This is a genomic window from Micromonospora carbonacea, assembly GCF_014205165.1.
GTDB lineage: Bacteria > Actinomycetota > Actinomycetes > Mycobacteriales > Micromonosporaceae > Micromonospora > Micromonospora carbonacea.
On record NZ_JACHMZ010000001.1, the window covers coordinates 114,862 to 140,954 of the forward strand.

The 26,093-nt window shown below is 75.3% G+C and carries 23 protein-coding genes and 2 pseudogenes; 12 read left to right on the forward strand and 13 right to left on the reverse strand.

The features are described from left to right. Positions 1-13: 13 nt before the first annotated feature. From HDA31_RS00530 to HDA31_RS00535, 3 genes and pseudogenes are all read right to left on the reverse strand, one after another. Positions 14-889 (reverse strand): hypothetical protein, encoded by an 876-nt coding sequence (locus HDA31_RS00530; RefSeq protein WP_178062720.1) that lies wholly within the window; start codon positions 887-889, stop codon positions 14-16. Continuing rightward, positions 886-1,395: pseudogene (locus HDA31_RS33295) on the reverse strand (hypothetical protein); the annotation flags it as partial. The pseudogene HDA31_RS33295 and the gene HDA31_RS00530, both read right to left, overlap by 4 nt. Positions 1,396-1,533: 138 nt before the next feature. Beyond that, positions 1,534-3,972 (reverse strand): annotated as a pseudogene (locus HDA31_RS00535) (FtsK/SpoIIIE domain-containing protein); the annotation flags it as partial. Positions 3,973-4,178: 206 nt separating this feature from the next. On the opposite strand from HDA31_RS00535, the gene HDA31_RS00540 reads away from it, so the two are divergent. Then, complete coding sequence (locus HDA31_RS00540; RefSeq protein ID WP_178067891.1) at positions 4,179-4,742, forward strand: hypothetical protein; 564 nt, start codon at positions 4,179-4,181, stop codon at positions 4,740-4,742. A 9-nt stretch (positions 4,743-4,751) separates the two neighbouring features. Here HDA31_RS00540 and HDA31_RS00545 read toward each other — a convergent pair whose 3' ends face one another. From HDA31_RS00545 to HDA31_RS00575, 7 genes are read right to left on the reverse strand one after another with little or no spacing between them, the layout of a single operon-like run. Then, positions 4,752-5,351 (reverse strand): hypothetical protein, encoded by a 600-nt coding sequence (locus HDA31_RS00545; RefSeq protein WP_074472263.1) that lies wholly within the window; start codon positions 5,349-5,351, stop codon positions 4,752-4,754. Between the two features lie 13 nt (positions 5,352-5,364). Continuing rightward, positions 5,365-6,504, reverse strand: coding sequence for a M23 family metallopeptidase (locus HDA31_RS00550; protein ID WP_178067889.1), 1,140 nt, complete (start codon positions 6,502-6,504; stop codon positions 5,365-5,367). 8 nt (positions 6,505-6,512) lie between these two features. Beyond that, on the reverse strand, positions 6,513-7,070 hold the full coding sequence (locus HDA31_RS00555; RefSeq protein ID WP_178066647.1) for a hypothetical protein: 558 nt from the start codon (positions 7,068-7,070) through the stop codon (positions 6,513-6,515). Further along, on the reverse strand, positions 7,067-9,019 hold the full coding sequence (locus HDA31_RS00560; RefSeq protein ID WP_178066646.1) for an MraY family glycosyltransferase: 1,953 nt from the start codon (positions 9,017-9,019) through the stop codon (positions 7,067-7,069). The genes HDA31_RS00555 and HDA31_RS00560 overlap by 4 nt, the downstream gene beginning before the upstream one ends. A gap of 1 nt (position 9,020) precedes the next feature. Next, entirely contained in the window at positions 9,021-12,488 is a 3,468-nt protein-coding gene (locus HDA31_RS00565) for an ATP-binding protein (RefSeq protein ID WP_178066645.1), read from the reverse strand. Positions 12,489-12,537: 49 nt separating this feature from the next. Next, positions 12,538-12,900, reverse strand: coding sequence for a hypothetical protein (locus tag HDA31_RS00570; RefSeq protein WP_043965000.1), 363 nt, complete (start codon positions 12,898-12,900; stop codon positions 12,538-12,540). Positions 12,901-12,910: 10 nt separating this feature from the next. Then, entirely contained in the window at positions 12,911-13,225 is a 315-nt protein-coding gene (locus tag HDA31_RS00575) for a hypothetical protein (RefSeq protein WP_077938023.1), read from the reverse strand. A 352-nt stretch (positions 13,226-13,577) separates the two neighbouring features. On the opposite strand from HDA31_RS00575, the gene folP reads away from it, so the two are divergent. The 7 genes from folP to HDA31_RS00610 all read left to right on the forward strand — a co-directional run bounded on the left by folP (position 13,578) and on the right by HDA31_RS00610 (position 18,262). Further along, a complete protein-coding gene (gene folP, locus HDA31_RS00580; protein ID WP_178066644.1) occupies positions 13,578-14,498 on the forward strand; it encodes a dihydropteroate synthase in 921 nt (306 codons plus the stop codon). Continuing rightward, positions 14,495-14,893 (forward strand): dihydroneopterin aldolase, encoded by a 399-nt coding sequence (folB, locus tag HDA31_RS00585; protein WP_178066643.1) that lies wholly within the window; start codon positions 14,495-14,497, stop codon positions 14,891-14,893. Before folP ends, folB begins: the two co-directional genes overlap by 4 nt. Next, complete coding sequence (folK, locus tag HDA31_RS00590) at positions 14,890-15,417, forward strand: 2-amino-4-hydroxy-6-hydroxymethyldihydropteridine diphosphokinase (protein WP_178066642.1); 528 nt, start codon at positions 14,890-14,892, stop codon at positions 15,415-15,417. Before folB ends, folK begins: the two co-directional genes overlap by 4 nt. 19 nt (positions 15,418-15,436) lie before the next feature. Beyond that, positions 15,437-15,973, forward strand: a complete 537-nt coding sequence (locus HDA31_RS00595) for a DUF3180 domain-containing protein (protein ID WP_074472793.1) — start codon at positions 15,437-15,439, stop codon at positions 15,971-15,973. Between the two features lie 119 nt (positions 15,974-16,092). Beyond that, the gene (locus HDA31_RS00600) at positions 16,093-17,310 is read left to right on the forward strand and encodes an ABC transporter permease (RefSeq protein WP_178066641.1); all 1,218 of its coding nucleotides are present in this window, start codon (positions 16,093-16,095) and stop codon (positions 17,308-17,310) included. Between the two features lie 60 nt (positions 17,311-17,370). After that, positions 17,371-17,679, forward strand: coding sequence for a hypothetical protein (locus HDA31_RS00605; protein WP_074472273.1), 309 nt, complete (start codon positions 17,371-17,373; stop codon positions 17,677-17,679). 64 nt (positions 17,680-17,743) lie between these two features. Further along, a complete protein-coding gene (locus HDA31_RS00610) occupies positions 17,744-18,262 on the forward strand; it encodes a hypothetical protein (RefSeq protein WP_178066640.1) in 519 nt (172 codons plus the stop codon). Between the two features lie 24 nt (positions 18,263-18,286). Here HDA31_RS00610 and HDA31_RS00615 read toward each other — a convergent pair whose 3' ends face one another. Further along, on the reverse strand, positions 18,287-19,300 hold the full coding sequence (locus HDA31_RS00615; protein WP_178066639.1) for an ABC transporter ATP-binding protein: 1,014 nt from the start codon (positions 19,298-19,300) through the stop codon (positions 18,287-18,289). Positions 19,301-19,302: 2 nt separating this feature from the next. Here HDA31_RS00615 and HDA31_RS00620 point away from each other — a divergent pair, with 2 nt between their 5' ends. The 4 genes from HDA31_RS00620 to HDA31_RS00635 all read left to right on the forward strand — a co-directional run bounded on the left by HDA31_RS00620 (position 19,303) and on the right by HDA31_RS00635 (position 23,801). Then, positions 19,303-19,989 (forward strand): ABC transporter permease, encoded by a 687-nt coding sequence (locus tag HDA31_RS00620; protein ID WP_074472276.1) that lies wholly within the window; start codon positions 19,303-19,305, stop codon positions 19,987-19,989. A gap of 82 nt (positions 19,990-20,071) precedes the next feature. Then, a complete protein-coding gene (locus HDA31_RS00625; RefSeq protein WP_077938030.1) occupies positions 20,072-20,797 on the forward strand; it encodes an ABC transporter permease in 726 nt (241 codons plus the stop codon). Positions 20,798-20,962: 165 nt separating this feature from the next. Continuing rightward, positions 20,963-21,967 (forward strand): glycine betaine ABC transporter substrate-binding protein, encoded by a 1,005-nt coding sequence (locus tag HDA31_RS00630; protein WP_178066638.1) that lies wholly within the window; start codon positions 20,963-20,965, stop codon positions 21,965-21,967. 94 nt (positions 21,968-22,061) lie between these two features. After that, the gene (locus tag HDA31_RS00635) at positions 22,062-23,801 is read left to right on the forward strand and encodes a hypothetical protein (protein WP_178066637.1); all 1,740 of its coding nucleotides are present in this window, start codon (positions 22,062-22,064) and stop codon (positions 23,799-23,801) included. A gap of 31 nt (positions 23,802-23,832) precedes the next feature. Here HDA31_RS00635 and HDA31_RS00640 read toward each other — a convergent pair whose 3' ends face one another. Then, the gene (locus tag HDA31_RS00640; protein ID WP_178066636.1) at positions 23,833-25,002 is read right to left on the reverse strand and encodes an NADH-quinone oxidoreductase subunit D; all 1,170 of its coding nucleotides are present in this window, start codon (positions 25,000-25,002) and stop codon (positions 23,833-23,835) included. Next, positions 24,999-26,042, reverse strand: coding sequence for an SAM-dependent methyltransferase (locus HDA31_RS00645; protein WP_281370242.1), 1,044 nt, complete (start codon positions 26,040-26,042; stop codon positions 24,999-25,001). Before HDA31_RS00645 ends, HDA31_RS00640 begins: the two co-directional genes overlap by 4 nt. Between the last annotated feature and the right edge of the window lie 51 nt (positions 26,043-26,093).

A 26,093-nucleotide genomic window follows, 5' to 3' on the forward strand; every position in this document is an offset into this window, starting at 1 on the left:
ACGGCCGGGCGGCTCAACCGGCCAGCATCGCCAGCACGAGCCCGGCGGTGGTCAGCACAGCCGGGACGAGACATACCAGGGCCCCCCACCGGGGCGTCCGGTCCACCGGGCCGTCGGCCGGCACCCCCGCCGCGCCGGCCCGCCCGACCGGGGCCGCAGGCGCGGCGGGGGCGCCGGCCGCCACGACCGGGCCGGTCGGTGCCGTGCCGTGCGTCGCCGCCCCAGCGGCGGGCCGCTTCCCGTTCCGATCCGTCGCCGGCCCCGCCGGCCCGCCGAAGAGGCGGCCGACGCCGATCCAGCCGGCGACGAAGGCGGCCGCAGGCATCGGAAGCCCGCACACCAGGGCCACCGCGCTCGCCGGGCCGGCACCCGTCGCCACGTACAGCACCACCTGGAGCAGCGGAACCACCAGCGCGAGCGGCCCGTAGACCAGCAGGTTGCGCAGCCGCGGCGGCCAGGCCCCCGGACCGGACCGGCCGCGCCCCGCCAACAGACCGTCGGCCCCGTCCGCCCAGCCCCGCGCCGCGCGCAGGGCCGTCGACACCGCCGTCGGCCCGGCGACCATCTCCCGGGCCGCCTCGCTCAGCTCCGGCGGCGACGGCGCCAGCACGATCGGGGGTACGCCCAACTCGCGCAGCCGGGACCGCTGCGGCGCCAGCCGCTCGCGTACCCCGGTCAGCTCCTCGCGGGCGGCCTGCACCGCCCGGGCCTGCTCCGTCGCGGCGGTCGCCGCGCCCCGGCGCACCCCGTCGAGCTGGCGGGCGGCGGCGACGTACTCCGTCCAGGCCGCGGCGCTGTCGACGGCGGGCACCGGGTCGACGCCGGCCCGCTGGCGGACCGGTCCCGCAGCCGGCGGTGCGGCGACGACGGTGGTCGGCTCCCGGCTCATCCGCCCTCCCCCTCGTCGGTCCCTGCCTCGGCACCGGCGGCCCGCGTCGCGGCCTCGGCCGCAGTTCCCCCGTCGGTTCCCGGGCCCGCCCCGGCCCCCGTGGTGGTGTCGCTTCGCGTCGTGGCGTGGGCTTGCGGGGCGCTGCCGGCTTCCGTCATGGTGCCGGCTTCCGTCACGGTGCCGGTGGGCCGTGGCGCGTCGTCGCCCGGGCCGGCGAACGGCACCAGCAGGACACCCCGCTCGTCCGGGCCGTCCCAGAGCATCGCCCGGCCCGGCCGGGGACGCCACTGCACCGGATGCCCGAACAGCGCCGTGAGCTGGGCCCCCGGCACGTCCACCGCGACCACGGCGGCCAGCTTGTCGAGGTCGTCCTCGGCCCGCGCCACCGCCGTGAACGGCGGCACCGTGCGCCACCAGCCGAGCAGGTGCCGGCCGGCCGGCGGGCCGTCCCGCAGCAGGGTCCGCAGCCGGTCCGCCAGCAGATCGGGCGGCACGGGGCCGCTCGCTGGACGCTCGTGGCCGGCGAGCCGGCCCGCCGGTCGCTCGTGCGGCGCGGGCCCGGCTGCCTGTCGCTCGTCCGGGGCGGCCCCGGCTGCCTGTCGCTCGCGTAAGGCGGCCCCGGTTGCCCGCCGGTCGTGCGGGGCGGTCCCGTCCAACCCGAAGACCACCAGGTAGCCGGGCTCCTCGGCGTCGACGGCGGCGAGCAGGCCCGGCAGGTCGACACGTTCCACCCGGTGCTGGCCGGCGAGGTCCGCCGCCAGGGCGTCGGCCACCGGCGTCGCCTCGGCGGCGAGTGACGCCACCACGAACCGTCCCGTGCCCGGCGCGTGGTGCGCCGCGACGCTCCGTGCCGCAGTGGCCAACAGGGCGACCGCCTCCGCCCCCGGGCCGAGGACGGCCAGGTTACGGCCGGCACCCGCGCCGAGCGGCACCGTGACCGTCGACCGGGACGGATCCACCGCCCGGCCCAGCAGGGCCACCGGCCCCCGCGCCCGCCCGGCGAAGGCCGCCCGGTAGTGCTGATCGTTACGCAACGACGGGCGCGCCCAACCGGCGAAGACGACCGGCGGAGCCGACCGCTCCGGACGGGCCGCCCAGAGCCTGCGCCGCAGCTCCCCGATCGTCTCCGGGGCCTCGTGCGGGTCGGGGAAGCGGACCATCCGCTCGTGCCCCCGGGTGGCCCCCCGGGGACCGCCGAGGCCGCCCGCCGTGTTCACCACCGCGCTGCCCACCGGCAGCCCCGCTGCGGCGTCGTTGCTCGGCTCCAGCACCGGGCCCCCACCGGCCAACGCCACCCGCACCGGGAACTGCCCGGGCAACGAGTCGCGGGTCGTCGGCCCACCGGCGATCCCCAGATCACCCTCCCCGGCCAGGACCAGATGCACCCCGTACGCCCGACCGGACCGGGCCAGGGCGTCCAGGCGGGCGACCGCGTCAGTGGCCAGCCGATCCTGCTCGGCCAGCAGGAGCGGGAAGTTGTCGATCACACAGACCACCCGGGGCAGGGCCTGGTGCTCACGCAGGCCGGCGAACCGCTGCCCACCGGCGCGCTGGCCGGCCTCCTCCCGGCGGCGGGTTTCCGCCGTCAGCTCGTCGAGGAGGCCCAGCACGTACTCCCGGTCGGCGGCCAGCCCCGCCGAACGCACCTGGGGCACCCAGGACCGGTCCCGCTCGGTCTGCAGGAACTCCGCGAACGACTCGCCGTCGCCCAGGTCGGCCAGGTGCAGAGCCAGCTCGTCCGGGCCGTACCGGGCGGAGAGGCCGAGCAGCACGTTGCTGAGGAAGGCGGCGCGATCCGCCCCGGACCGTCCGCTGACCAGCCAGTGCGGGGTCAGCTCGGTGAACCCCACGGTGACCGGGCGGCCACCCGCGTCCCCGACCGTGGTGGAGACGCCCTCCACGGAGCCCGCCGTCCACAGTGGGGCGGCCGGGTCGGGCAGCAGGTCGGCCAGGCTGAGCCGGGAACCGGCCTCGATCTCTGCGGCAAGCCGTCGGCACACGGCGTCGACCAGGGCAGCCGGCGGATCGTCGTCGACGAAGACGGGGGAGTTCAGCCCACCCGGTGGCTCCGCCCCCGGCCCCGCCAGGGAACTGCCCGGCGGGTCACCCAGCAGCGCGTACGCGTTGCGCATGGCCAGCGGGGTGGTCTGCGGCAGGGGCGCACGGGTCGCGTACGGGCCGGCCGGTGGCCAGCCGGCCACGACCAGGTGCAGGCCGGCAGCCCGACCCCGCGCCGCCAGCGCCTCGATCCGATCCAGATCGGCCGGATCCGTCGCCTCCGGCCAGGCGGCCACGACCACCAGCAGCGTACGGTCGTGGCGGCGCGGTCGGCCACTGCTCGGCGACACCCACTGCTCCGCCTCGGTGAGCACGGCCCGCAGCCCGACGACGTCCGTGGCCGGCGGGGGCAGCAGGCCGGCGTCCGCGAGCACGGCGAACGGGGCGAACGTGCCGTCCGGCGGCGCGGCCAGCCCGGTGCCGGTGCTGCCGGTGTCGGTGCTGCCGGTGTCGGTGGTCGTGGTCGCGCGTGCGCCGGTGGTCACGCCCGTGCGTGCGTCGGCGGCGGCACCCGGCCCTGCGCCGGTCGCCGGATCCGTTCGCGCTCCGGCGGTGGTGGTGCTGACTTTTCCGGTGCCGGTCCCGTCGATGGCGCGGACCAGCAGGCAACCGGCCGGCGTCGCCGCCAGCAGGCGCAGCAGCACGGCCCGGAGCAGCCCCGCCACCCGGGGATCCCGGGCGTCGCTGTCGATCGTCAGGTGCCCGGTGCCGAGCAGCGGCACGAGGGCCGGGAAGCGCGCGTCGTCCAGCGGAGCTGCCATGCCCACCCGGACGAACGGCGGCGGGCCCTCGCCCGACGGGACCGCCACGGTGAGTGTCTCCAGTGACGCCCCCGCCCAGCCCGGCGCGAGCACAGCCGCCGTGGACCGCAGCCGGTCCGCCAACTCGTACTGCCGGCGCTGGTCCGCCGGTGCGGGCCGGATCTCGTCGAGGACGGCGGCCGCCGCAGCGGCCGTCGCCTCCGCCCTGCGGTGCAGGGCAGCGGCGCGGTTGGTGCGTGTCCTCGGACCGAACACCGCGTCCACCCCCTCGTCCCGAGGTTGGGAACCCCTCCCCGAGCAGTGACGGTATCCCAGGTCCCGCCCGTCCTCAGGGATGCGCCACGGCGGGTGCGCCGGAGATGTCCGTGACCGGTCGGATTCTCACCGCTGGGGGTCGTCCTGTCACGATCCGCTGCATCCTGGGCATTGGGTACGAGGCGTCCAGCCGATAGCCTCAAGGGGTGGAATCAGTGCAGCCCCCCGCCGGTTCCCAGGTCTCCCGCGTACCGGCGCAGCGGACCCCGCCGGAGCAGTTGGTGCCCCCGTCGGGGATGCCGACGCCGGCCCGCCGGCCAGGACGGGTGCGGACCATCATCACGGTGGTCGCCGGGGTGCTCGGGTTGCTGCTCGTCGGCGGCGGCATCACCGCCTTCGTGCTGTACGACCGCGCCACCAGACCGGATCGCAGCGCCCCGGACGTGGTCGTCGACAACTACCTGCGTGCGTTCCTCGTCGACCGCAACGACATCAAGGCCGACCAGTTCACCTGCTCAGCAAGGCCGCCTGAACTAGAGGAACTGCGCAGGCTTCGCGACGATCTGATCGTCCGTGAAGATCGGTTCTCCACCACGATCTCTGTAAGTTGGGGCAGGCTGGACCTTCTTAAGCAAGGGGAAAGAACGACCATTCAGGTTGATCTGATCATTTCTGCCTACGTCGACGGGGTCTCGCAGAGCGACCGCCAGCCGTGGCAGTTCGAGGTCAGAGAGACCGGTGATGAGTGGAGGGTGTGTGGCGGGACAGCTGCGGCATGAACTCCCTCACTACTCGATCCAGAGGAGATGGACCGGGACCTCCAGAGTGGTGGGCGGCTGACCTCGCCAGGCCCAGCGGTACCACTCCAGCTCGGGCGTGATCCGGACGCAGATGTCCCCCTCGGCCCCCGAGTAGGTCTCGGTCACTGCGCGGAGGTCCCGCTGCTCACCGGCGTCAGCCACGTGCACGACCCGGCGTCCCGTGACGGCACCGGCCTCGAAGACCGGAGTCGGCGCCCGGTGGGCCGGTGCGTCCAGGGAGACCAGGTTGACGCTGGAGACCCCGACCGTCGGGACGCTCGGCCGGTTCCCCAGGGTTTCCACCCACACCCGCTCGACCGGCACCAGCGGGGCGAAGACCTCGACCTGCTCGGACTCCGCGCGGTACCACTCCTGCTCGGGAATGACCGGCACGTAGGTGCGGCTGTTCTGCACCACGCGCTCGTCGGCGCGCAGGTCGCCGCGCCAGCCGAGACCGGGCAGCCCGACCAGCACCCGCCGTCCCCGTAGTTCGACCCGTCCGGTCGCGGGCACGATCTCGATCGGCCTGGGCGGCTGGGGCGCCCAGTCAGGCTGGTCGGCGAAGGGGTCGGGAAGTGGCCCGGTCATGCGTACCGGAGCCCTACGCCTTGCCGTTCAGGGGCGCACCCCGGTCCCGCATGAACGGCACCGGGTTGACCGCACCACGACTGGACCGGTCGCCGTCCAGGTGGACCTCGAAGTGCAGGTGCGGGCCGGACGAGTTTCCGCTGCTCCCGACCTCACCGATCACCTCTCCGGCCTTGACCATCTGGCCGGGGACCACCCGGGGCTTGACGATCATGTGGCAGTACCGGGTCACGTAGCCGCCGGAGTGCAGCACGTCGACGAACCAGCCACACCCACCCTTGCCCGGATAGCCGTCGACATCACAGCTCAGCTGGCCGTTGTTGGCCGGGTCGCACCTGGCGACCAGTACCCGGCCGGTCGCCGCCACGCGGATCAGGGTGCGCTTCGGCGCGGCGATGTCCACCCCGTTGTGCCGGGGGCGACTGGCCGTCCGGAATCCGGAGCCGACACCCCCCGGGATCGGCGCCGTCCAGCCCGAGGCGGCGATCTGGCCCCGGGTGGCGGCGTTGCAGATGCTGCGCTGAGCCACCTGCACCGTGCGTGCCGCACCGCCGGCGAGCGCGTCGACGATCCTGCTGGCGAGGTCCTCGTGCTTCGCGTAGGCGTCAGGGAAGGCGCTCACCTGCACCCGCTGGGCGGCCCTGGTCAGCGAGAGTTGCTCCCAGCCGGGGACCTTCACCAGCTTCTCGTAGAACTTGCGGGACGAGTAGGACGGGTCCTGCAACTGCTCGGGGGACCCCCAGCCCTGGCTGGGGCGCTGCTGGAACAGGCCCACCGAGTCGTGGTCGTTGCGGCTGCCCAGGTGGGGAAGGTTCCGTAGGCCGGATTCCTGCATGGCGGTCGCGACGGCGATCACCCAGCCGCGAGGCGGGACCTTCATGTCCGAGCCGACCTTGATGATGACCGCGGCGTTGCGGATCTGGCTCTCGCCGTACTGCGCGAAGCGGGGCATCTTGCCGGAGATCTTGACCTGGTGGGACGAGCCGCAGGCGGACTGGGCCTCCGGGGAGAGGTCGTCACTGCCGCCGCTCAGTTCGGTGAGGAAGAACGCCGCCGTCCCCCCGGTGCAACAGAGCAGCGTGAGCGTGGCGGTCAGTGCGACGGCCAGCGCGCCGATCCGCAGCCTGCGCTGCGGGCTGCTGCCATCTCCCATGTGCTCGCTCATGTCCGCTCCCAGTCCACGGCGTCGACCAACCACTGCCCGTCGGGGGCCACCAGTTCCAGGCGCAGCCGCCCGGTGTCGAGCGGCACCACCACCTCGACGAAGCGTTCCGTCCGTGGGCGGAGGCTCGCTTCGCCGGTCGTCCGCTCCGCCGGGACACCCGCCGGGTCGGCACCCGAGAGCTGCTCGGTGAGCTCCGGGGTGGAGAGCGGACGCAGCGCCTCGTGCCAATCGTCCGCGTTGCTGCCGCGGCCACCGAGCCACGCGGCGACGAATCGGTCCGCGACCTGCTCGGGGGTCGGTGCGCCGGGGCGGGTCACCGGCGTCGGGGGCGCGGTGCCGCCGAGTACGCCGTCGTCACCAGAGGTCGGGTCGACGGTGGTGATCGGCTGGCTGGGTCGGTTGCTCAGCCCCGCCGCCGGGTCCCCCGGACCGGACGCCAGCCGGGCGGCGCCGATCACACCGAAGACGAGAACCCCGATGGCCAGCGCGATGCCCAGGCGGGACCGCAGCACCCGAGTGAAGAGGAACTCCACCGCGCGTCGCATGGCCCTCACCGCGCTTCGGTGCGGATCCGCGGTGCGGAAGGTCGGGGCGTGGCCGGCTCGGTGGTCCCCGGTCGGTAGATGACGAAGGACGGGTTCTCCGCCGGCACGTCCGGCTCGGTCCAGGTCGAGGGCTGGCGGCGTCGTGGCCGGGGCGCGGGAGGCCGTGCGGGGCTGCGCTGCTCCGGCACGGTGACCTCGTCGGGACGTTCCCGTCCGTCGGGCCGCTGCCGCTCGGCGGGGTTCGCGGTGCCGACGGTGGAGTGGCTCGGGTCCTCGTGCCGGGCCTCAGGCCGGAGAGTCGTCCGCTCGGCCGTCGCGCCGCGCTTGCGGGCCAGGGCCGGCTCGTTCGTGCCACCGGGCTCGGCGACGTCGAGCCTGGCAGCGGTGCGCATGTCCCGGAAGAACCGCCGGTGCCACGACCCGGCCGAGCTGACGGCCTCGCTGCTGTCCTTGCCGCCGAGCTGGGTGATGCGCCGGTACGGCCGTAGCAGCAGCCAGCCGACCACCCCGCAGAGCCAGACGAGCACCACCTGGAGCCAGCCCGGCAGGGTCGCCGTGCTCATGATCAGATCCACGGCGAAGAGGTAGATGGCGGCCCCGGTGCCGAAGATGGCGATGTTGAACACGGCGGCGACGACGGCGTTGGCCAGCCGGCGCAGCCCGGCGCTCGCCGGGCGCATCAGCCCTATCGTGCCCAGGATCGGCGCCGCGATCACCGCCCACCGGAAGATGAGGAAGCCCAGCAGCACCAGCAGCGACGCGGTGAGGTCGAACATCGCGAAGAGCAGCGCGGCGAGCACGGCGATGAAGCCCGAGCCGACCCGGTCCATGTCCCGAAGGCCCTGGAGGTACTCGTACGCCTCCCGGTCCTCGTTCTTGATCTGCTCCGCGACCCGGGCCCACTGCTGCTGCTTGGCGGAGATGGTCGTGTCCCGGGTCGCCGGATTGGCCCGGATCTTCTCCGTCTCCTCCCAGGACAGCGACTTGGCGTCGTAGAGCGCCGGCCCGTACTTCTTGGCGGTCTCGCTGTCGGCCGACCCGAGCACCCCGCGCAGCCAGTTGCGGTAGAGCATGGACTCGGTCGCGGTGTCACTGGCCCGCACGGCGGGAGGCCGCTTGTCAATGCAGGCATCCGGGTTGGGCAGGGCGCACTTTTCAGGTGGGGTGTCCCGGGTCGCCGGCCCGACGGCGTCGTGGACCACGCCGAGGGTGGTGACGAGCGTGCCGTCGGCGATGTTCGCGGACTTCACGGGCCACGCGGCGAGCGCGGTCACCGCCACCATCACCAGCAGGGCCCAGCCGGCGGTGGTCATGGCGTTGCTCATGTCGGACTGGCGGGAACGCCAGAGCAGGTAGAGCCCCACCACGCAGAGCGTGATGATGCCGAAGACGCTGAACACCTTCTGGTAGACGGCCTTGGTGGCCTGCTCCACCAGGGGGTCGGCCCAGGCCCACATCGACCGGGGGTCCCAGGCCCGCTCCCGCAGCGCGTTCGAGCCGCCGATGATCGCGGTGGCGATCATGAATTCGCCGTTCGCCACCGTGGTGGAGAACTTGTAGTCCGGATGGATCACCGCGGAGGCGCAACCGCCGGGCAGGTCGTAGGTCGGAAAGCTGTATCCGGCGTATCCGTAGTCGCTGTAGAGACCCTTGGGCCCGGGCAGCTTGGCGGAGTCGGGGCGGGAGGCGAACCAGCCGGCGAGGCCGGAGTCGGGTGCGGAGGGGACCGGGGCGTTGCGGCATTCGACCTGGTCCTTGCTGACCGCGCCCAGCTTGTCGACGCAGGCGCGGAAGTCGGCCTGCCATTCCTGGGTGCTGCACAGGTCCGCCTTCGCCTGCGCGGTCGGCAGGGCGGCGTACGCGGCGTCGCCGCCCACGGCCGGCCAGGAGACCGTGGCGCCGGCGAGTACGCCGAGCGCGAGCAGGAACGCCGCTATTCGGGCCCGGACCCTCGCCATGTCACGCCTCCAGGTCAGCGATGGTCGGCAGTTGGCCCGCTGCCGCGGCGACCGCGGCGGGGGTGGTGTCCAGGTGGTCCAGCAGCCCGTCGACGTACGACACGTCCACCCGGACCTTCTGCACCCGCCCGTCGACGTCGCGCATGACGAACTCGCGGAAGCCGAGCCGGGTGGCGGAGGTGGCGTCCGCTGTGGACAGCGAGGCCAGTGTCGCCTCGTACCCGTCGTTGACGGGGACGCGGAGCAGCCGCAGTGCCTCGGAGGCGATCTCGGTGTCCTCGGCGATGCGGCCGACGAACACGGTGGAGACGAGGTTCTGCACGTCGAGCCCGAGGATGTCCTTCGGGTTCTGCGAGGCGACCAGCGCGGCGAGGTTCCACTTGCGGGAGTCGCGGGCGAGGCGCACGAGGAACGACCGGCCGGAGCGCCAGCCCTCCATGAAGTGCGCCTCGTCCAGCCCGACCAGCTTCCTGGAGGACATCGAGCCGCCGTAGCAGCGGCGCACCGCGAGCCGGTGGGCGGTGTGCAGCATGGGCAGCGCGAGCGCCTCCTCGGCCGACCAGTACTCGCGTTCGATCTTGAGGTCGGGCAGGCGCAGCCCGGCCATGGTGATCACGGTCAGCGCCGCGTCGGCGCCGAGCAGCCCCTCCGGCGGGCGGCCGAAGAAGAGCATGGCCAGCGGCATCTCGGCGGTGTCCAGCAGCAGGTTCGCCAGCTCCCGGCCGGCGTCGTCGTCGAGCTGACCGAGGCAGGCGACCACGTCGTCCAGGGTGGACGTCTCCTCGGCCGGCACCTGCCGGACCGCGTGCCGGAACAGGGTCGCGGTGGACGCCTCCCGGGCCACCTGCGGCGGCACCAGCATCATGCAGATGTCCTGCACCAGCATGCGCCGCTCGGCACGGGCGTTGGAGACGGCGATCTCGAACTCCCGGTCGCCGGCCGCGCCGGTGCTGAACTCGCTGCGTAGCGGCGTCGGGATGAGCGCGTACGGCGCCAGCGTCCCCTGCTCGGAGCCGGTCAGGTTGAGCACCCGCGAGTACGGCCGCAGCTCGGGCATGCTGCACAGCCGGGCCAGCGGGCCGGACGGGTCGAGCAGGGTCACCTGCACGCCGCGCCGGGCGGCCAGGTAGCCCAGCGCGCCGAGCAGGGTGGACTTGCCGCCGCCGGGCTCGGCGACGAAGACCGCGAGGCCGGAGCGCTCCCGCACCTCCATCGGGAAGTGCAGGTCGAGGAAGACCGGCCGGCGGCAGGTGCCGGCGGTACGCCCGATCAGGTCGCCCCGCCGGTCGCCGACGGTGGACGCGGCCTGCGGCAGCGCGGCGGCGAGCAGGTTGACCGGCATCCGCCGGACGTAGCCGGTGTTGGCGATCGGCTCGCCGGGGATGAACTCGCGGGCCAGCCAGTCCTGGTTCTTCGGGTGCTGCAAGGACACGCGCAGTTCCCGGGAGTAGAGCTGGATGAGCCGGCGGGCCCGCTCCAGGCACTCCTCCCGGGTGCGGCCGCCGACGGCGATGCGGTGCCAGCCGTGGGCCCGGGCGGAGTCGACCGGCAGGCCGGTGGTCATCTCGTCGCCGATCACCAGCGCCCGCTTGGCCAGCCGCTCCAGCTCGGGCGGGGCGTCGATGCCGTGCTCGGCGTAGTCGAGCTGCTGGGAGCGGATCATCCGCAGCCGGTGTTCGAGGTTGCGGAAGCTGTCGCCGGAGCCGAGGATGTCGACCCGCGTGGAGATCTCCATCGGCCAGGGCAGCCGCTCGTGGAAGTGCAGCCAGGGCTCGTGCCGCTCGGGGATCTCCAGCGGCTCCATCCGGCCGACGGCGAGCACGGCCACGTGCCGCTCCTCGCCGGTCATCCGGTTGACCAGCTTGACCGTCGACCCGTACGGGGTGCGGTACCGCTCCACCTGCTCGGTGAGGGCGAGCAGGTCGCCGCGTTCCCACCGGCCGTTGGTGACGGGGGAGAGGGCACCGGGCGGGGCCATGCAGAGCGCGACCGAGCGGTAGAGGAGCCACTCCAGCTCCTGGGTCGTGACCCGCCGGCCGCGCATGCCGAACGCGCCCAGCACCTCGTCGAACTGCTCGACGGTGCGGCCGAGCTTGCGGCGTTCGCCCTCGGCGACGCCGCGGCCGAAGGTGCGCAGGAGCCGTTCGGTGAGCGAGTCGCCGAGGGAGCGCCGGGCGAAGGTCACCCCGAGGTACGTCTGCCCCTCGGCGTGGTTGACGGACAGCAGGTGCTGCTGGGCGGCGACGAGGTGGTCGCCCCAGCCGGCGGTGCCCGGCACGTCGGGCAGCGGGGACGTGGTGTGCGCGTCGATGGTGCGCGCCCACTCGTCGGCCGGGAACGGGCGGGTGGTGCGGCGCAGGTGCAGCCGGAAGCCGGCGAGGCCGGCGTACTGCTCCGAGATGGCGGCGAGCAGGGCCTCCCGTTCGGCGTCGGGCCGGAACGCCCAGCGCACCTCGGGCAGCCAGTACCACGCCGTGACGGTGTTGGGGGTGAAGGTCAGGTGGCCGGCGATCTCGGTGATGGCCAGCTCGACCGACGGGTCGCGGTCCCCGAACTTGATCTTCGGTGGCTTGGCGGGGCGGGCGGGCTTGGCCGGCTTCGCGGGCCGGGCGGGCTTCGCGGGCTTGGCGGCCCGCTCGCGCCGCTCGGCCGTCCGCTGGCGGGGCGGCGTCACCTCGCGGCCGGCCGGGGACTGCGCCGGCTCCGGGAGCGCCGGTCGATCCGGCTCCCAGCCCCGGGGCGGGGCCTCGGGGCCGCGCTGCGGGGACGGGGCGACGCCGGGCTGCGGGGACGGCGTGCCGCCGCGCTGCGGGGCGTGCGCGGCCTCCCGCCGTGCCGCCGGCTCGGCCGCCCGCTGCGGCGACCGCCCGGGCTCCCGGCGCACGGGCGGCTCGGCGTCCTGCCAGCCGTACGTCTCGTCGTCGGGATCGGCGGGGGGCTCGGCCACGACCGGGGGCGGCGGGTCGGGCGTGGGCGTGGGGCGTGCCGCCGGGAGCCGGTCCACGTGCTGCTGGGGGACCCGGGGCCGGCTGTGCGGCGGGGGCGCGACGGTGGCCCGTTCGGCGGGGGCCGGCGCGATCTCGGGCCGCGCGGGCGGGGCCGCCACGGCCGGCGGCTGGTGCGGGATCGGGGGGTGCTCGCGGGGCGTGGGCCGGGGCGGCGCGGGCAGCGCGGGCCGGGACGCCGGGTGGGCGCCGCCGAAGAGGTCGAGGAACGGTGAGTCGATGTCGGCGCTGTCGACGACCATCGGCGGGCTCGGCTCGGGGCCGGTCGGCGCGGGTCGTCCGGGCGTGGGCCGGGGCGCCTGGAAGACGCCGACCCGCCCGTGACCGGGGGTGGTGGCCAGCGCGGGGTCGAGGGCGACCTCGTCCAGGTCCTCGTCCGGAGGGTAGTCGAACGAGCGCGCACGGTTACCGTGCGTGGCCGCGTGACGTCCTGCCGGGGAACCCGGCGTGGAAGAGCGACTCATGCCACCGCCTCATCCGCGTGCTGCTTCGGCCCGATCGGCGTACGCCCGGTCATGCCAGTTCCTCCCGGATCCTGATCCGGCTCGCCACCAGGCGCGGGTCGCGCTGCTCGGCGGCCGACTCCCGGGTGCGCCGCCAGTCGGTCAGCGCGGTGCGGATCACCATGCGCGCGGGCCGGTCGGGGTCGACGTACCGGAAGATGAACGAGGTGCTCACGATGGCGAGCGCGATCTCCCAGGCGGGAAAGAGCTCGACCTGCAACGTGAACAGCCAGTGGATGAACATGTAGAGGGGTACGAGCAGCATGAACACGCCGTACTGGGCGTACGGCAGGTGGACGGGCAGGGTGTAGCCGGGTGGCCCGAGGTAGACCAGGCGGGCCCGGTAGATGTCGTCGTCGGTGCGCAGCCGCATCTGCCCGCGCCTATTCGAAGATCAGGTCGATCAGGTAATCACCGACGAAGAAGAGTGTGGCCGCTCCGGCGATGAAGGCCAGCCCGACGATCGCGATGGCGGAGCTGGTCAGGACCTTGGAGATCTCGCCGCGGCTGGCCCGGCCGATGAAGATGACGCCGAGCACGGCCAGCAGGATCGGCGCGATCTTGCTGGCGAAGAACGTGACGACGCCGTTGGTGTCGATGCCCTTGGGTGCCGGCTCGGCGAGTGGAGTCGACGCCAGGGTGTGGAGCGCGTGGGTGACGCCGGACGACGTCGCCTCCATGAGCTCGATGGCGATCACTGGAACCTCCCTGTTGCGGCCGGCGGAGCCGCGGCGGTGCGGTGGTCAAGCTTGGCGGGATGGTGCTCACTCTGCGCAGTGTCGGCGACCCTGCGTTCGTCACCCACCACGCGGAGTAGTGAGCTTTGGGGGGATTTTTCCCGCTTCGGCCCTCCCTCCAGGCTTCGCCGTCTCGCTGCTGGGCAATTCCAAAGGGTACGGGCCGCCCCCCTTTGCGACAAGCCGCGAAGAGTCGGCCCGGAACGACCCGGACGACCGATCGTACACTCGTTCTAATTGCCATGTCAGGGGTGCCGCCGGCGGGGCGCACCGGGCCGCCCGGGCACCCCGCCGCGACCGGTACGGTGCAGTCGTGACCGATCTGGTACGGACGCGGACCCCGGTGGTGATGGGGGTCCTCAACGTCACGCCCGACTCCTTCTCCGACGGCGGTCGATACGCCGATCTCGACGCCGCCGTCGCACACGGGGTGCGGCTCCGGGAGGAGGGCGCGCACCTGGTGGACGTCGGCGGCGAGTCGACCCGCCCGGGGGCGCACCGGGTGGACGCCGCCACCGAGGCCGCCCGGGTGCTGCCGGTGGTCCGGGAGCTCGCCGCCGCCGGCGTCGCGGTCAGCATCGACACCAGCCGGGCCCGGGTGGCCGAGGCCGCCCTCGCGGCCGGGGCGGCGGTGGTCAACGACGTCTCCGGCGGCCTGGCCGACCCGGAGATGGCCCGGGTGGTCCGCGACGCCGGCTGCCCCTGGGTGCTCATGCACTGGCGCGGGCACTCGCGCGGGATGAGCGGGCTGGCCCACTACACCGACGTGGTGACCGACGTGCGGGCCGAGCTGGCCGGGCGGGTCGACGCGGCGCTGGCCGCCGGGGTGGCCGCCGACCGCATCGTCATCGACCCCGGCCTCGGCTTCGCCAAGACCGCCGAGCACAACTGGCAGCTCACCGCCCGCCTGCCCGAGCTGCTGGAGCTCGGCCTCCCGCTGCTCTTCGGGGCCAGCCGCAAGTCCTACCTGGGTCGGCTGCTCGCCGCCGCCGACGGCACCCCCCGGCCGACCGCCGGCCGGGAGACCGCCACCGCCGCGACCAGCCTGCTCGCGGTCGCGGCCGGGGCCTGGGGGGTACGCGTGCACGACGTGCTCGGCACCGTCGACGCCCTGGCGGTCTGGCGGGCCAGCGGCAGCCCGCGCCTCGGGCCCGCCCGCGAGGGTGGTCGGCCGGCCGGCCGGGGCGGGCCGGCGGCGGCAGGAGTCGGAAGACCGACGGAGGGGGAACGGTGACCGACCGGATCACGCTGACGGGCCTGCGGGCGCACGGCCGGCACGGCGTCTACGACTTCGAGCGGGAACGGGGGCAGGAGTTCGTCGTCGACGCCGTCCTCGAACTCGACCTCGCGCCCGCCGCCCGCTCCGACGAGGTGACCGACACGGTGCACTACGGGGAGCTGGCCGACCGGCTGGTCGCGGTGCTGACCGGCGAGCCGGTGAACCTGATCGAGACGCTCGCCGACCGGCTGCTCACGATCTGCCTGGCCGACTCCCGCGTGACCCGCGCGACGGTGACCGTGCACAAGCCGGAGGCGCCCGTGCCGCACGCCTTCACCGACGTCGCCGTCACCATGTCCAGGGCGCGGACCGGCCCGCCGCCTGCCGCGCCCGCCGGGGGTGCCGGGTGACCCGCGCCCTGCTCTCCCTCGGCAGCAACCTCGGCGACCGGCTGGCCCACCTGCGCTCGGCGGTGGACTCCCTCGGCGAGGCGGTGCTGCTGGTCTCGGGCGTCTACGAGACCCCGCCGTGGGGCGACGCGGACCAGCCCGCGTACCTCAACGCGGTGGCGCTGGTCGCGGACCCGGCGGCGGCCCCGCCGGACTGGCTGGCGCGGGCCCGGGCCGCCGAGCGGCGCGCCGGCCGCGAGCGCGACCCGGCGCGCCGCTTCGGCCCGCGCACCCTCGACGTCGACGTCGTCGCCGTCTGGGACGACGCCGGCGAGCCGGTGCTCAGCGACGACCCGGAGCTGACCCTCCCGCACCCCCGGGCCCACCTGCGGGCGTTCGTGCTCCGGCCGTGGATCGACATCCAGCCGTACGGGCGGCTGCCCGGGCACGGCTGGCTGACCGACCTGCTCAACGCCGAACCGGTGGCCGGCGACGCCCTGGAACTGAGCCCCCGGCCGGATCTGGCGTTAGAGTCGTCGACATGAGCCAGTGGAGCCGGCCGGCATGACCCAGGCGCAGTCCCGACCGCCGGGCGGGTCGGACCCCGACCGCTCCAGGATGGGCCCCACCCGGATCTCCACCCTGGTCGTCGCCGGCCTGGCCGCCGCGGCGGTGGCCTGGCTGCTGATCAGCACCCTCTACGGCGGATTCCCACGGCTGCCCTGGCTGCCGGTGGTGACGCTGGCCGCGCTGGCGGTGCTGGAGGCGTACGCGGCGGTCAACACCCGCAGCCGGATCGAGCGGCGGCCGGGGCGCGACCCGGTCGATCCGCTGCTGGTGGCCCGGTTCGTGGTGCTGGCGAAGGCGTCCGCCCTGGCCGGGGCGATCTTCGCCGGCTGGTGCGCCGGGCTGACCGGGTGGCTCTTCGTCGAGCCCACCCGGGCCGCCGCCGAGGACCGCCCGGCCGCCGGCGCCGGCCTGCTCGCGGCGCTCGCCCTGGTGGCCGCCGCGCTGTGGCTGGAGCGGTCCTGCCGGGTGCCGGAGCGGCCCGAGGACGAGCGGGACGCGGACCGGCGGGAGGGCGGCCCGGGTCAGCGCTGACCACGGGGGGTTACGCCCGGACCGGCGCGCAGGTACCGTGCCTGGCGACCGGAGAGCAACGGCCGCCCCGGTCCGTCCGGGCCGGACCCTGCGGCCGTGACCTGGGGAGGGCACGCGTCATGGGGCACGAGGATCCGGGCCGGCACCTCCCCGCGGAGCCCTCGTCGGGCGTGCCCGCGTCGGTGCTGGAGAACGTCTTCGACGATCCGGCCCACGGCGAGCCGGGCCGCGACCGGGTCGCCGTGCACGTCGTCTGGGAACTGCTGCTGGCCGCCGCCCTCGCCGTGCTGACCTGGCTGCTGTGGCGGGCGGATCCGGCCGCGCTGCGCGACGACGGGCTGCGGTCGCTGCTGGTCGACGTGGTGGCGCTGGGGCTGCTCGTGCTGGCCGCCGGGCTGACCCTGCGCACCTCGGCCGTGAACCTGGCGGTCGGCCCGGTGGCGGTCGCCGCCGCCCTGCACGCCGCCGAGCAGGGCGACCGGGGAATCGAGGTCGCGGTGGGGCACGCCGTGGCGGTGGCCGCGATCGGCGGGCTGGCCGTGGGGCTCGCCGTGGTGGTGCTGCACGTGCCCGGCTGGGCGGCGAGCCTGGCCGGCGCGGCCGGCGTGGTGGTCTACATCCAGCAGCGCTCCGCGCCGGTGCCGGTGCAGGGCGGGTACGACCCCCGGGACACCGCGTTCTACCTCTTCGCCGGCTTCGCCGCCGTGGCCGTCCTCGGCGGACTGTTCGGGGCCGTCCGCCCGGTGCGCCGCCTGGTCGGCCGGTACCGCCCGGTGGCCGACCCGGCCCGTCGCCGGGGCGGCGTCGCGGCGACCATCGTCGTGTTCGCCTTCGTCCTCTCCACCGTGTTCGCCACGCTCGCCGGCATCCTGCTCGCCAGCAACGGCGACGGGCCCGTCGCCCCCACCGAGGGGCTGGGCTGGACGACGCTCGCCGTCGGCATCGCGCTGCTCGGCGGCACGAGCGCGTACGGCCGGCGCGGCGCGATCTTCGGCACGCTGCTCGCCGTCAGCCTCGTCGCCGTCCTGCGTGCCTGGCTGGACGCCGAGGGCTGGAGCGTGAGCCGGTGGGCGGTCGGCGGGGCGGCCCTCGGCGTCGGCCTGGTGGTGACCCGGCTGGTCGAGACGTTCGGGCGGCCCCGGACGGCGGGTGTGGACCCGGAGCCGATCCCGCGGGGCGACGGCACGATCAGCTCCGGCTGGTCGGTGCCCCGGCCGGCGCCGGTGGGCGACTGGCCCCCGGCCCTGCCCACCCGCACCGACGACACCCCCACCGACCCCTGGGACGCGTCGCGCTGGGACGACCGCCCGTCGCGCTGGGACACCGGCGACCGCTGACCTGCACGAGTCGGGGGCGGCGGCGCGCCGCCGGTGATCTCGCCGGTTAGGCTCGGCGGCATGACCGAGACACCTTCCACCGGCACCGGCGGGCACACGTTCGACGAGTTGGACGCGCTCTCCACGGAGGAGCTGCGGGAGCGGGCGTTCGCGACGGCCCGGGAGCGGCGTGACGTCGGGTTCTTCTGGTCGGTGCTGCGCCACCTGCCGAACGCCGACGAGGCCGCCGCGCTGGACGGCGCGCCGAACTCCGTCGGCCCGACCATCGACGAGGCCGCGGCGCTGTGGCGGGAGCTCACCGGGCACGGATACGAGGAGTCGGCGCCGCTGCTGCGGGCCAAGTTCATCGACTACCTGATGAAGCACTGACCGGAACGCGGTCACCGTGACTCGCAGGTCTGCCCGCCGGGGCGCGTCGGGGCCCGGTCGCATCATGGCTGCCTTCAACCGCTCGGGCGGCACCGGCCGGTCGGGCTCCCTCGGCCGGTACGGGACGGCGGCCGGCACCGGCACGCTCGCGGTGCTGCTGCTCGTCGCGGTCTGCGGCAGCCCGCTCTACGTCGGCTGGGCGGAGGGCCGCACCGACCCCGGGTCTGCCGGCGGCTGGTTCCTGCGGCTGCTGGCCTGGCCGGCGTGGCGGTTCGGCTTCGGCGACCCGGGGCAGGGGACGCTCGCCAGCGACCTGCGCGCCATCCTGCTGGTGGTGCTGGCGGCCGCCCTGCTCTACCTGCTGCCCGCGTCCCAGGTGGCCCGGGTGCCGGGGTCGGTGAGCCAGTTCTTCTCCGGCTGGGGCGCGTACGTCCTGGCCGCCGGCCTGGCCGGGCTGCTGGGCACGCTGCTCGGGCCCGCCCCGTCGCTGCTCGCTGCGTTGCAGGCCGCCAGCGCCGGGGCCGGGTACGGCTTCCTCGCCGGCTGGATCATCGGCACGGCGAGCCTCGGCGGCCGGGCCTGACCGCCGCTCCGCCGCCCGCCTGGCTCAGGCCCCCTCCCGGCCGGCGCCCAGCGCGCGTTCCCGGGTGAGCACGCCGGCCGGCCCGCCGTCGGCGGTCACCAGCACCCGGTCCGCGCCGGAGGTCAGCATCACCGCGAGCGCGTCGTACGCCGAGGTGCCCAGCGCGACCTGCGGCAGCCCGGCGGGGTCGGCGGGGGCCGGCTCCAGCGCCTCCCGGGTGACCGGGGTGACCGCCAGCGCCCGGATGCCCCGGTCCGCGCCGACGAAGTCCCGGACGAACTCGGAGGCGGGCGCGGCGAGCAGGGCCGCCGGGGTGTCGTACTGCTCCAACCGGCCGCCCTGGGAGAGCACGGCGATCCGGTCGCCGAGCCGGACCGCCTCGTCGAGGTCGTGGGTGACCAGCACGATGGTCTTGCGCACCTCGGCCTGGAGACGCAGGAACTCCTCCTGCAACCGGGTCCGCACGATCGGGTCGACCGCCGAGAACGGCTCGTCCATCAGCAGCACCACCGGGTCGGCGGCGAGCGCGCGGGCCACCCCGACCCGCTGCCGCTGCCCGCCGGAGAGCTCGTGCGGGTAGCGCCGGCCGAACCGGCCCGGGTCGAGCCCCACCAGCTCCAGCAGCTCCTCGCTGCGCCGGCGGATCCGGTCGCGGGGCCAGCCGAGCAGCCGGGGGACGGTGCCGACGTTGGCCACGACCGTCTGGTGGGGGAACAGGCCCACGTTCTGGATGACGTACCCGATCCGGCGGCGCAGCGCGACCGGGTCGACCCGGGTCACGTCCTCGTCGCCGAGCAGGATCCGGCCGGCGGTGGGCTCGATCAGCCGGTTGATCATGCGCAGCACCGTCGACTTGCCGCAGCCGGACGGCCCGATCAGCACCACCAGCTCGCCGGCCGGCACCCGCAGGGTCAGCTCGCGGACCGCCTCGGTGCCGTCCGGGTACCGCTTGCCGATGCCCTCCAGCGCGATGGCCGCCGCGGGGGTTCCGGCCGCCTCGGGTCCGGCGGCGCTCCGGGTGTTCGGGGTAACGTCCACGCATGTCCTTCCGCCTGAGCTACCGGGCCGACCCGGGTAACCCGTGGTTCTCCTGGCAGTACGTGCGGGACAACTCTGACACGATCGTCGCCGCGCTGCGCGACCACGCCTCCCTGACCGCCCGGGCCGTGCTGATCGCCGCCCTGGTGGCGCTGCCGCTCGCGGTGGCGGCCCACTGGTTCCGCCCCCTCGCCGGCCCGATCCTCGCGTTCACCGGGGTGCTCTACACGATCCCGTCGCTGGCCCTGTTCGCGTTCCTCGCGCCCTACCTGGGGATCGGGGCGGTGACCGTGCTCAGCGTGGTGGTGCTGTACGCGCTGCTGGTCATCGTCCGCAACGCCGTCGCCGGGCTGAGCCAGGTGCCCCCCGAGGTCCGCGAGGCGGCGGAGGGCATGGGGTACGGCCGGTGGGGCCGGCTGCTGCGGATCGAGCTGCCGCTGGCGCTGCCCGGCATCCTCACCGGCCTGCGGCTGGCCACCGTGTCGACCGTGGCGCTGGTGACCGTCGGGGTGGTGGTCGGCCGGGGCGGGCTGGGCCAGCTCATCTTCGCCGGTTTCCAGAACAACTTCTACAAGGCCGAGATCATGACCGGCACGCTGCTCTGCGTGCTGCTCGCCCTGGTGCTGGACCTGATCCTCGCCGGGCTCGGCCGGGCGGTCACCCCCTGGCTGCGCGGGCGGGCGCGATGAACGCGGTGCGGCGGGGCGGGCGCCCGGGGAGCGCCGGGCGGCCGGGCCCGCGCCCCACCGGCGTCCGAGGAGGGGGAGCCCGGTGAGCAACCCGGTCGGCCAGGCGGTGCTCTGGCTCAACGACCCGCTGAACTGGACCAACCCGGGCGGCATCCTCGACCGGCTCGGCGAGCACCTCGGCATGTCGGCTGCGGCCGTGCTGCTCGGCTGCCTGGTGGCCTGGCCGGTCGGGCTGTGGCTCGGGCACACCGGCCGGGGCGGCGGGCTGGTCGTGCTGGTGTCCAACGTCACCCTGGCGATCCCCACCCTGGCCCTGCTGACCATCCTGCCGCTGACCTTCCTCGGGTTCGGCCGCCCCGCCGTGGTGGTCGCGCTGGCCGTCTTCGCGGTGCCGCCGCTGCTGGCCAACGCGTACACGGGGGTGCGGCAGACCGACCCGGAGGCCCGGGACGCGGCCCGCGGGATGGGGCTGTCGGGCGGGCAGGTGCTGCGCCGGGTGGAGCTGCCGCTGGCGGTGCCGTACCTGGCGGCCGGGTTCCGCACGGCGGCGGTGCAGGTGGTGGCGACGGCCGCGCTGGCGTCGTTCGTCAACGGCGGCGGGCTGGGCCAGATCATCCGGGCCGGCTTCGGCCTGGACATCGCCGCCGGCGGCGGGCAGATCATCGCGGGCGGCCTGCTGGTGGCCGGGCTGGCGATGCTGGTCGAGCTGGTGTTGGCCCTGGTCGAGCGGCTGGTCACCCCGCGCCCGCTGCGCCCGGCGCGGCGGCGGGCCAACCGCCGGGCCGCCGACGCCGTCGCCGGGAGCTGACCGCCCGGGTCACGCTCGGGTGACGATCCGGTGACGAACCTCGCCTCGGGTTGTCGGTCCCGGCGGGCAGGATGTTGGGTGGAAGATCGCGGGCGACGACAGGAGATCGTCCGTCGGACACGCGGCCGGCCCGAGGGCCGCGCCGGGACACGGAAGGCGGGCTTGATGCGCGCACGTACACGGCTGGCCATCGGCGCGGTCGGCGCCCTCGCGGCGGCCGGTTTCCTCACCGGCTGCGGCGACGCCGGCTCCTCCGGCACCGAGGCCCCGCAGCAGGGGGCGTCGGGGGCGGGGTGCGCCCCGGTCGCCGGTGACCAGCTCGTCGTCCTCGCCGACGACAAGAAGCTCCAGAACACCGACAACGTCATTCCGGCGGTCAACGCCAAGGCGGCCACCCCGGAGCTGCTCGCGGCGCTGGACAAGGTCTCCGCCGCGCTGGACACGCCGAAGCTGATCGCGCTCAACAAGGCCGTCGACGTCGACCGCAAGACCAGCAAGGTCGCCGCCGAGGAGTTCGTCACGGCCAACAACGTCACCCAGGGCATCGCCAAGGGGCCGGGCGGCACGATCGTCGTCGGCGCCGGCAACTTCACCGAGAGCCAGACCATCGCCGAGCTGTACCGCATCGCGCTCACCGCCGCCGGCTACCAGGTCAAGGTGCAGCAGATCGGCAACCGGGAGCTCTACGAGCCGGCCCTGGAGAAGGGCGAGATCCAGGTCGTCCCGGAGTACGCGGCGACCATGGCCGAGTTCCTCAACACGAAGGCCAACGGCAAGGACGCCCAGCCGGTCTCCTCGCCGGAGCTGGACAAGACCGTCGCCGCCCTCAAGGCCGCCGGCGAGAAGGCCGGCATCGCCTTCGGCGCGCCGTCCGCCGCCCAGGACCAGAACGCGTTCGCCGTCACCAAGGCGTTCGCCGACAAGTACGGGGTGGGCACCCTGTCCGAGCTGGCGGCCAAGTGCTCCGGCAGCGCGACCGTGCTGGCCGGCCCGCCGGAGTGCCCGCAGCGCCCGAAGTGCCAGGCGGGCCTGGTGGAGGTCTACGACTTCAAGGCCGGCTCGTTCAGCTCGCTGGACGCGGGTGGCCCGCAGACCAAGAACGCCCTGAAGACGGGGAGCGCCAGCGTCGGCCTCGTCTTCTCGTCCGACGGGGCGCTCGCGGCCAGCTGACCCGCCCACCGGTCGCCGGCGGCACCGTGCCGTCGGCGACCGGTGCTGTTCAGAACGTTCCCAGTAGGCGGAACTCTCGGTAGGCTGCACATCCATGCCCGCCACGGTTGCCGCCACCGACAGGCGTGATCCCCGACTGCTGTCCGTGCTGTTCTGGATCGGTGTGGCGCTGGCCCCCGTCGCGGCGCTGATCCTGCTGGTCGCCGACGGCAACGGTCCGCTGCGGTTCGCCGCCGTGCTGGCGATCCTCGCCGTGGTGCTGATCGGCCTGTCGATCGCGCTGCGCGCCGACGGCGACGGCGGGCACGGGGAGGCGGCCGAGGAGCTGCGGGACGAGATCGACCAGTTGCGCCGGGAGCTGCGCGGCGAGATCGTGGCCGCCGCCCAGCGCGGCAACCAGGCCCTCGACGTGTCCCAGCGGGCCCAGGAGCAGGTGGGCGCGCTGCGTCGCCGGCTCGACGCCGCGGCGGCCGGGATCGCCGCCGACCCCGATCCGCCGGCGGCGCAGCCGGCGGGAGCGGGCCGGGTCCGGGTCGCGCCCGCCGAGACGTACGCCGACGCCGGCCCGCCCGGCGACGCCGAGGAGGCCCCGGCGGCCGGGCTCCGTGCGCCCGCCCGCCCGGACGACGCGTCCCCGGGCCACCGCCCCCAGCCGGCCCCACGCCACGGCGCGGACGGCCGGCCCCGACCGGGCGTCTACGGCAGCGACCGTCCCGCCGAGCCGGGCGTCTACGGCGGTGACCGCCCTGCTCAGCCGGGCGTCTACGGCGCGCCGTCCCGCCCGGCCGAGCCCGGCCCGCGGGCACCGCAGCCGGCCGCCTCCGCGCCCGCCCCGGCCCCGCGCCCGGTCGGCGTGGTCCGGCACACGGAGACCGTGCACGTCACCACCCGGCACACCGTCGTCGACGGGCCGGATCCGGCGGCTGGCGGTTATGGCGGCGAGCGCTGGTCCCCGGCCCCCGGTGGTGACGACGACAGGTGGTCGCCGGCTCCCCAGGAACGGCCGTGGTCGGGTGGCCGGCGGCCGGCGACCAGCGAACCGGATGGCCCGCCGTGGTCGGGTGGCCGGCGGCCGGCGGCCGGTGAGCCGGAGGGCCCGCCGTGGTCGGGTGGCCGGCGGCCGGCGGCCGGTGAGCCGGAGGGCCCGCCGTGGACCGGGCACGCCGACCCGGTCGCCCGCGTGCGGGGCGCCGACGCCCACCGGTTCCCTGAGCCGGCCGCCGCGGAGCCGTTCGACGACGGTGCCTGGGCCCGGCAGCCGTCCTTCCGGGACGAGCCGGCCCACGCCGCCCGACGCGAGGATCGGGGCGCGGCCGTCCAGCCGCAGGCGCGGGGCGGCTACGGCGGGTCGCGGGCCGGCGGTGGCGACGGCCCGGCGGGTCGGCACGGGGCGGACCGCGTCCCCGCGTACCCGCCCGCGCCCGCCGCCTCCGGCCAGTGGTCCGAGGCGGAGGCCGGCGACCGGTGGGCGGAGGTGCGCGACGACGACCGGGGCCGGGAGGTCCGGGTCGGCGAGCGCCGGGCCACCGCGCGCGCGGACGCGACCAGCAGCGGGTACCGGGTGGAGGACCGCTGGGCGGCGGTCCGGCAGGGCGACCCCTACCCGCAGGGGAGCCCGGGGGACCGCTGGTGGGACGGGGACGCCGCCGGCCCGGGGGCCGCCGGCCCGGGCGGCTGGCGCGAGGCCCCCTCGGCGGAGCGGTGGGGGGCGGCGGAACCCGAGCCGGCCCGGCCCAGCCGGCACCAACGCGCCGACGGGCAGCGGTACGGCTACCCGCCCCCCGACGAGACGCCCCGCGCCGGCGCTGCCCGCCCGGCCGACCACTGGCGCTGATTCCGCCGGCGCGAACCGGCAGGGGAGCTCCCTACTTGTCGATGTCGCCCACCACGAAGAACATCGAGCCGAGGATCGCGATCAGGTCGGGCACCAGGCACCCCGGCAGCAGGGTGGCCAGCGCCTGCACGTTCGCGTACGACGCGGTGCGCAGCTTCAGCCGCCACGGCGTCTTCTCGCCCCGCGACACCAGGTAGTAGCCGTTGATGCCGAGCGGGTTCTCCGTCCAGGCGTACGTGTGCCCCTCGGGGGCCTTCACGACCTTCGGCAGCCGGGTGTTCACCGGCCCGGTGAGCCGGTCCACCCGCTCCAGGCACTGCTCGGCGAGGTCGAGCGAGGCGTACACCTGGTCGAGCAGCACCTCGAACCGGGCGTGGCAGTCACCGGCGGTCTTCGTCACGACCGGCACGTCGAGCTGGTCGTAGGCGAGGTAGGGCTCGTCGCGGCGCAGGTCCAGGTCGAGCCCGGAGGCGCGGGCGACGGGCCCGGACGCGCCGAACGCGGCGGCGTCGGCGGCGGACAGCACCCCGACCCCGACGGTGCGGGCCAGGAAGATCTCGTTGCGCCGGATCAGCCTGTCCAGGTCCGGCATGCGGCGGCGCACCTCGCCGATGGCGGCGTGGGCCCGGCCGGTCCAGCCGGCCGGCACCTCCTCCTTGAGCCCGCCGACCCGGTTGAACATGTAGTGGATCCGGCCGCCGGAGACCTCCTCCATGACCGCCTGGATGGTCTCCCGCTCGCGGAACGCGTAGAAGACCGGCGTGATCGCGCCGATCTCCAGCGGGTAGGAGCCGAGGAACATCAGGTGGTTGAGCACCCGGTTCAGCTCGGCCAGGGCCATCCGCAGCCAGGTGGCGCGCTCGGGCACCTCCATGCCCATGAGCCGCTCGACGGCGAGCACCACGCCCAGCTCGTTGGAGAACGCCGACAGCCAGTCGTGCCGGTTGGCGAGCACGATGATCTGCCGGTAGTCGCGCACCTCGAACAGCTTCTCCGCGCCCCGGTGCATGTAGCCGACGATCGGCTCGGCGGCGACCACCCGTTCCCCGTCGAGCACCAGCTTGAGCCGCAGCACGCCGTGCGTGGAGGGGTGCTGCGGCCCGATGTTGAGCACCATGTCGGTGCCGAGCTGCTCGCCGCCGGCCCCGGTGCCGACGGTCAGCTCGCGCAGGTCACCGGTGTCCGTGGTCATGCCCGTCATCGTGCCATGAGCGCATCGACGGCGACGCCGACCGGCTGGAGCAGCCACCAGTGCCCGCCGAGCCCGGCCGGGTCGGTCAGCTCGGCCACCGCTGACGCGGCGGCGAGCGCCCGCAGGTAGCCCGCCGGGTCGGTGCCGGCCAGGCTCAGCGGCGGTCGCCCGCCGTCGGCCCCGAGCGCGCGCAGCGCCTCCCGCTGCGACATCAGCGTGTACGCGCACCCGGCGACCCGCTCCCCGGCGGCGGCGGCGGAGTCCATGGCCACGTGCGCGGTGACGTCGCACGAGCCGTCCGGCACCGGCGGCACCTGCCGCCCGCCCCGGTACCCGGTCAGCGTCCCGCCCGCCGGCCGCGCCCGGCGCAGGTGCCCGTAGTCCACACCCAGCGCCACTCCCCGCCGCAGGCGCTCCACGACCCCGGCCCAGGCCAGATCCCGCCCCCGCCCCACCTCCACCCGCCCCCCGGGGCCGGAGGTGGGGTGCCAGCGGGTCAGCCAGGTTTGGTCCTCTTCGGTCAGTGGGGGCCCTGGGGTTTCCTCGCCCGTGCTCGGGTCCACCAACACGTAGCGCCAGCCGGTTTCGGTGGGGACGGCCACGTCGACGGGGACGTTGTCCAGCCATTCGGTGGCCAACAGCAGACCGGTGATTCCCGTGGGGGCCTCGGTCGTCCAGTCGATGGCGGGCGGGAGGTCCGGTGGGCGGGAGGCCAGTTCCACGGCCGTGAGGCGCAGGCGGTCGGCCAGCGGCACCGGTGGCGGGGAGGTGCCGCTCGGGGCCGTGTCCGGGGCCGCCGCCTCGTCGGCCAGGGTGGCCAGGGCGACGAGCAGCTCGCCCCGGCCCGCGCCCACGTCCACGAGGTCGAACGGCGCGGGGAAGCCGAGGGCGGCGTCGAGCCGCGACACGAGCCGGAACACCGCCGCCGCGAACGCCGGGGAGGCGTGCGCGCTCGTGCGGAAGTGGCCGGCCGGGCCCGCCCCGCCGACGAAGAAGCCATCCGGCCCGTACAGGGCGCGGTCCATCGCGTCCCGCCAGCGCAGTGGCACGGAGTTCATCCCGCGTTCAGGGCCCGTCACCGTGCCGACCCTACGGTCTGC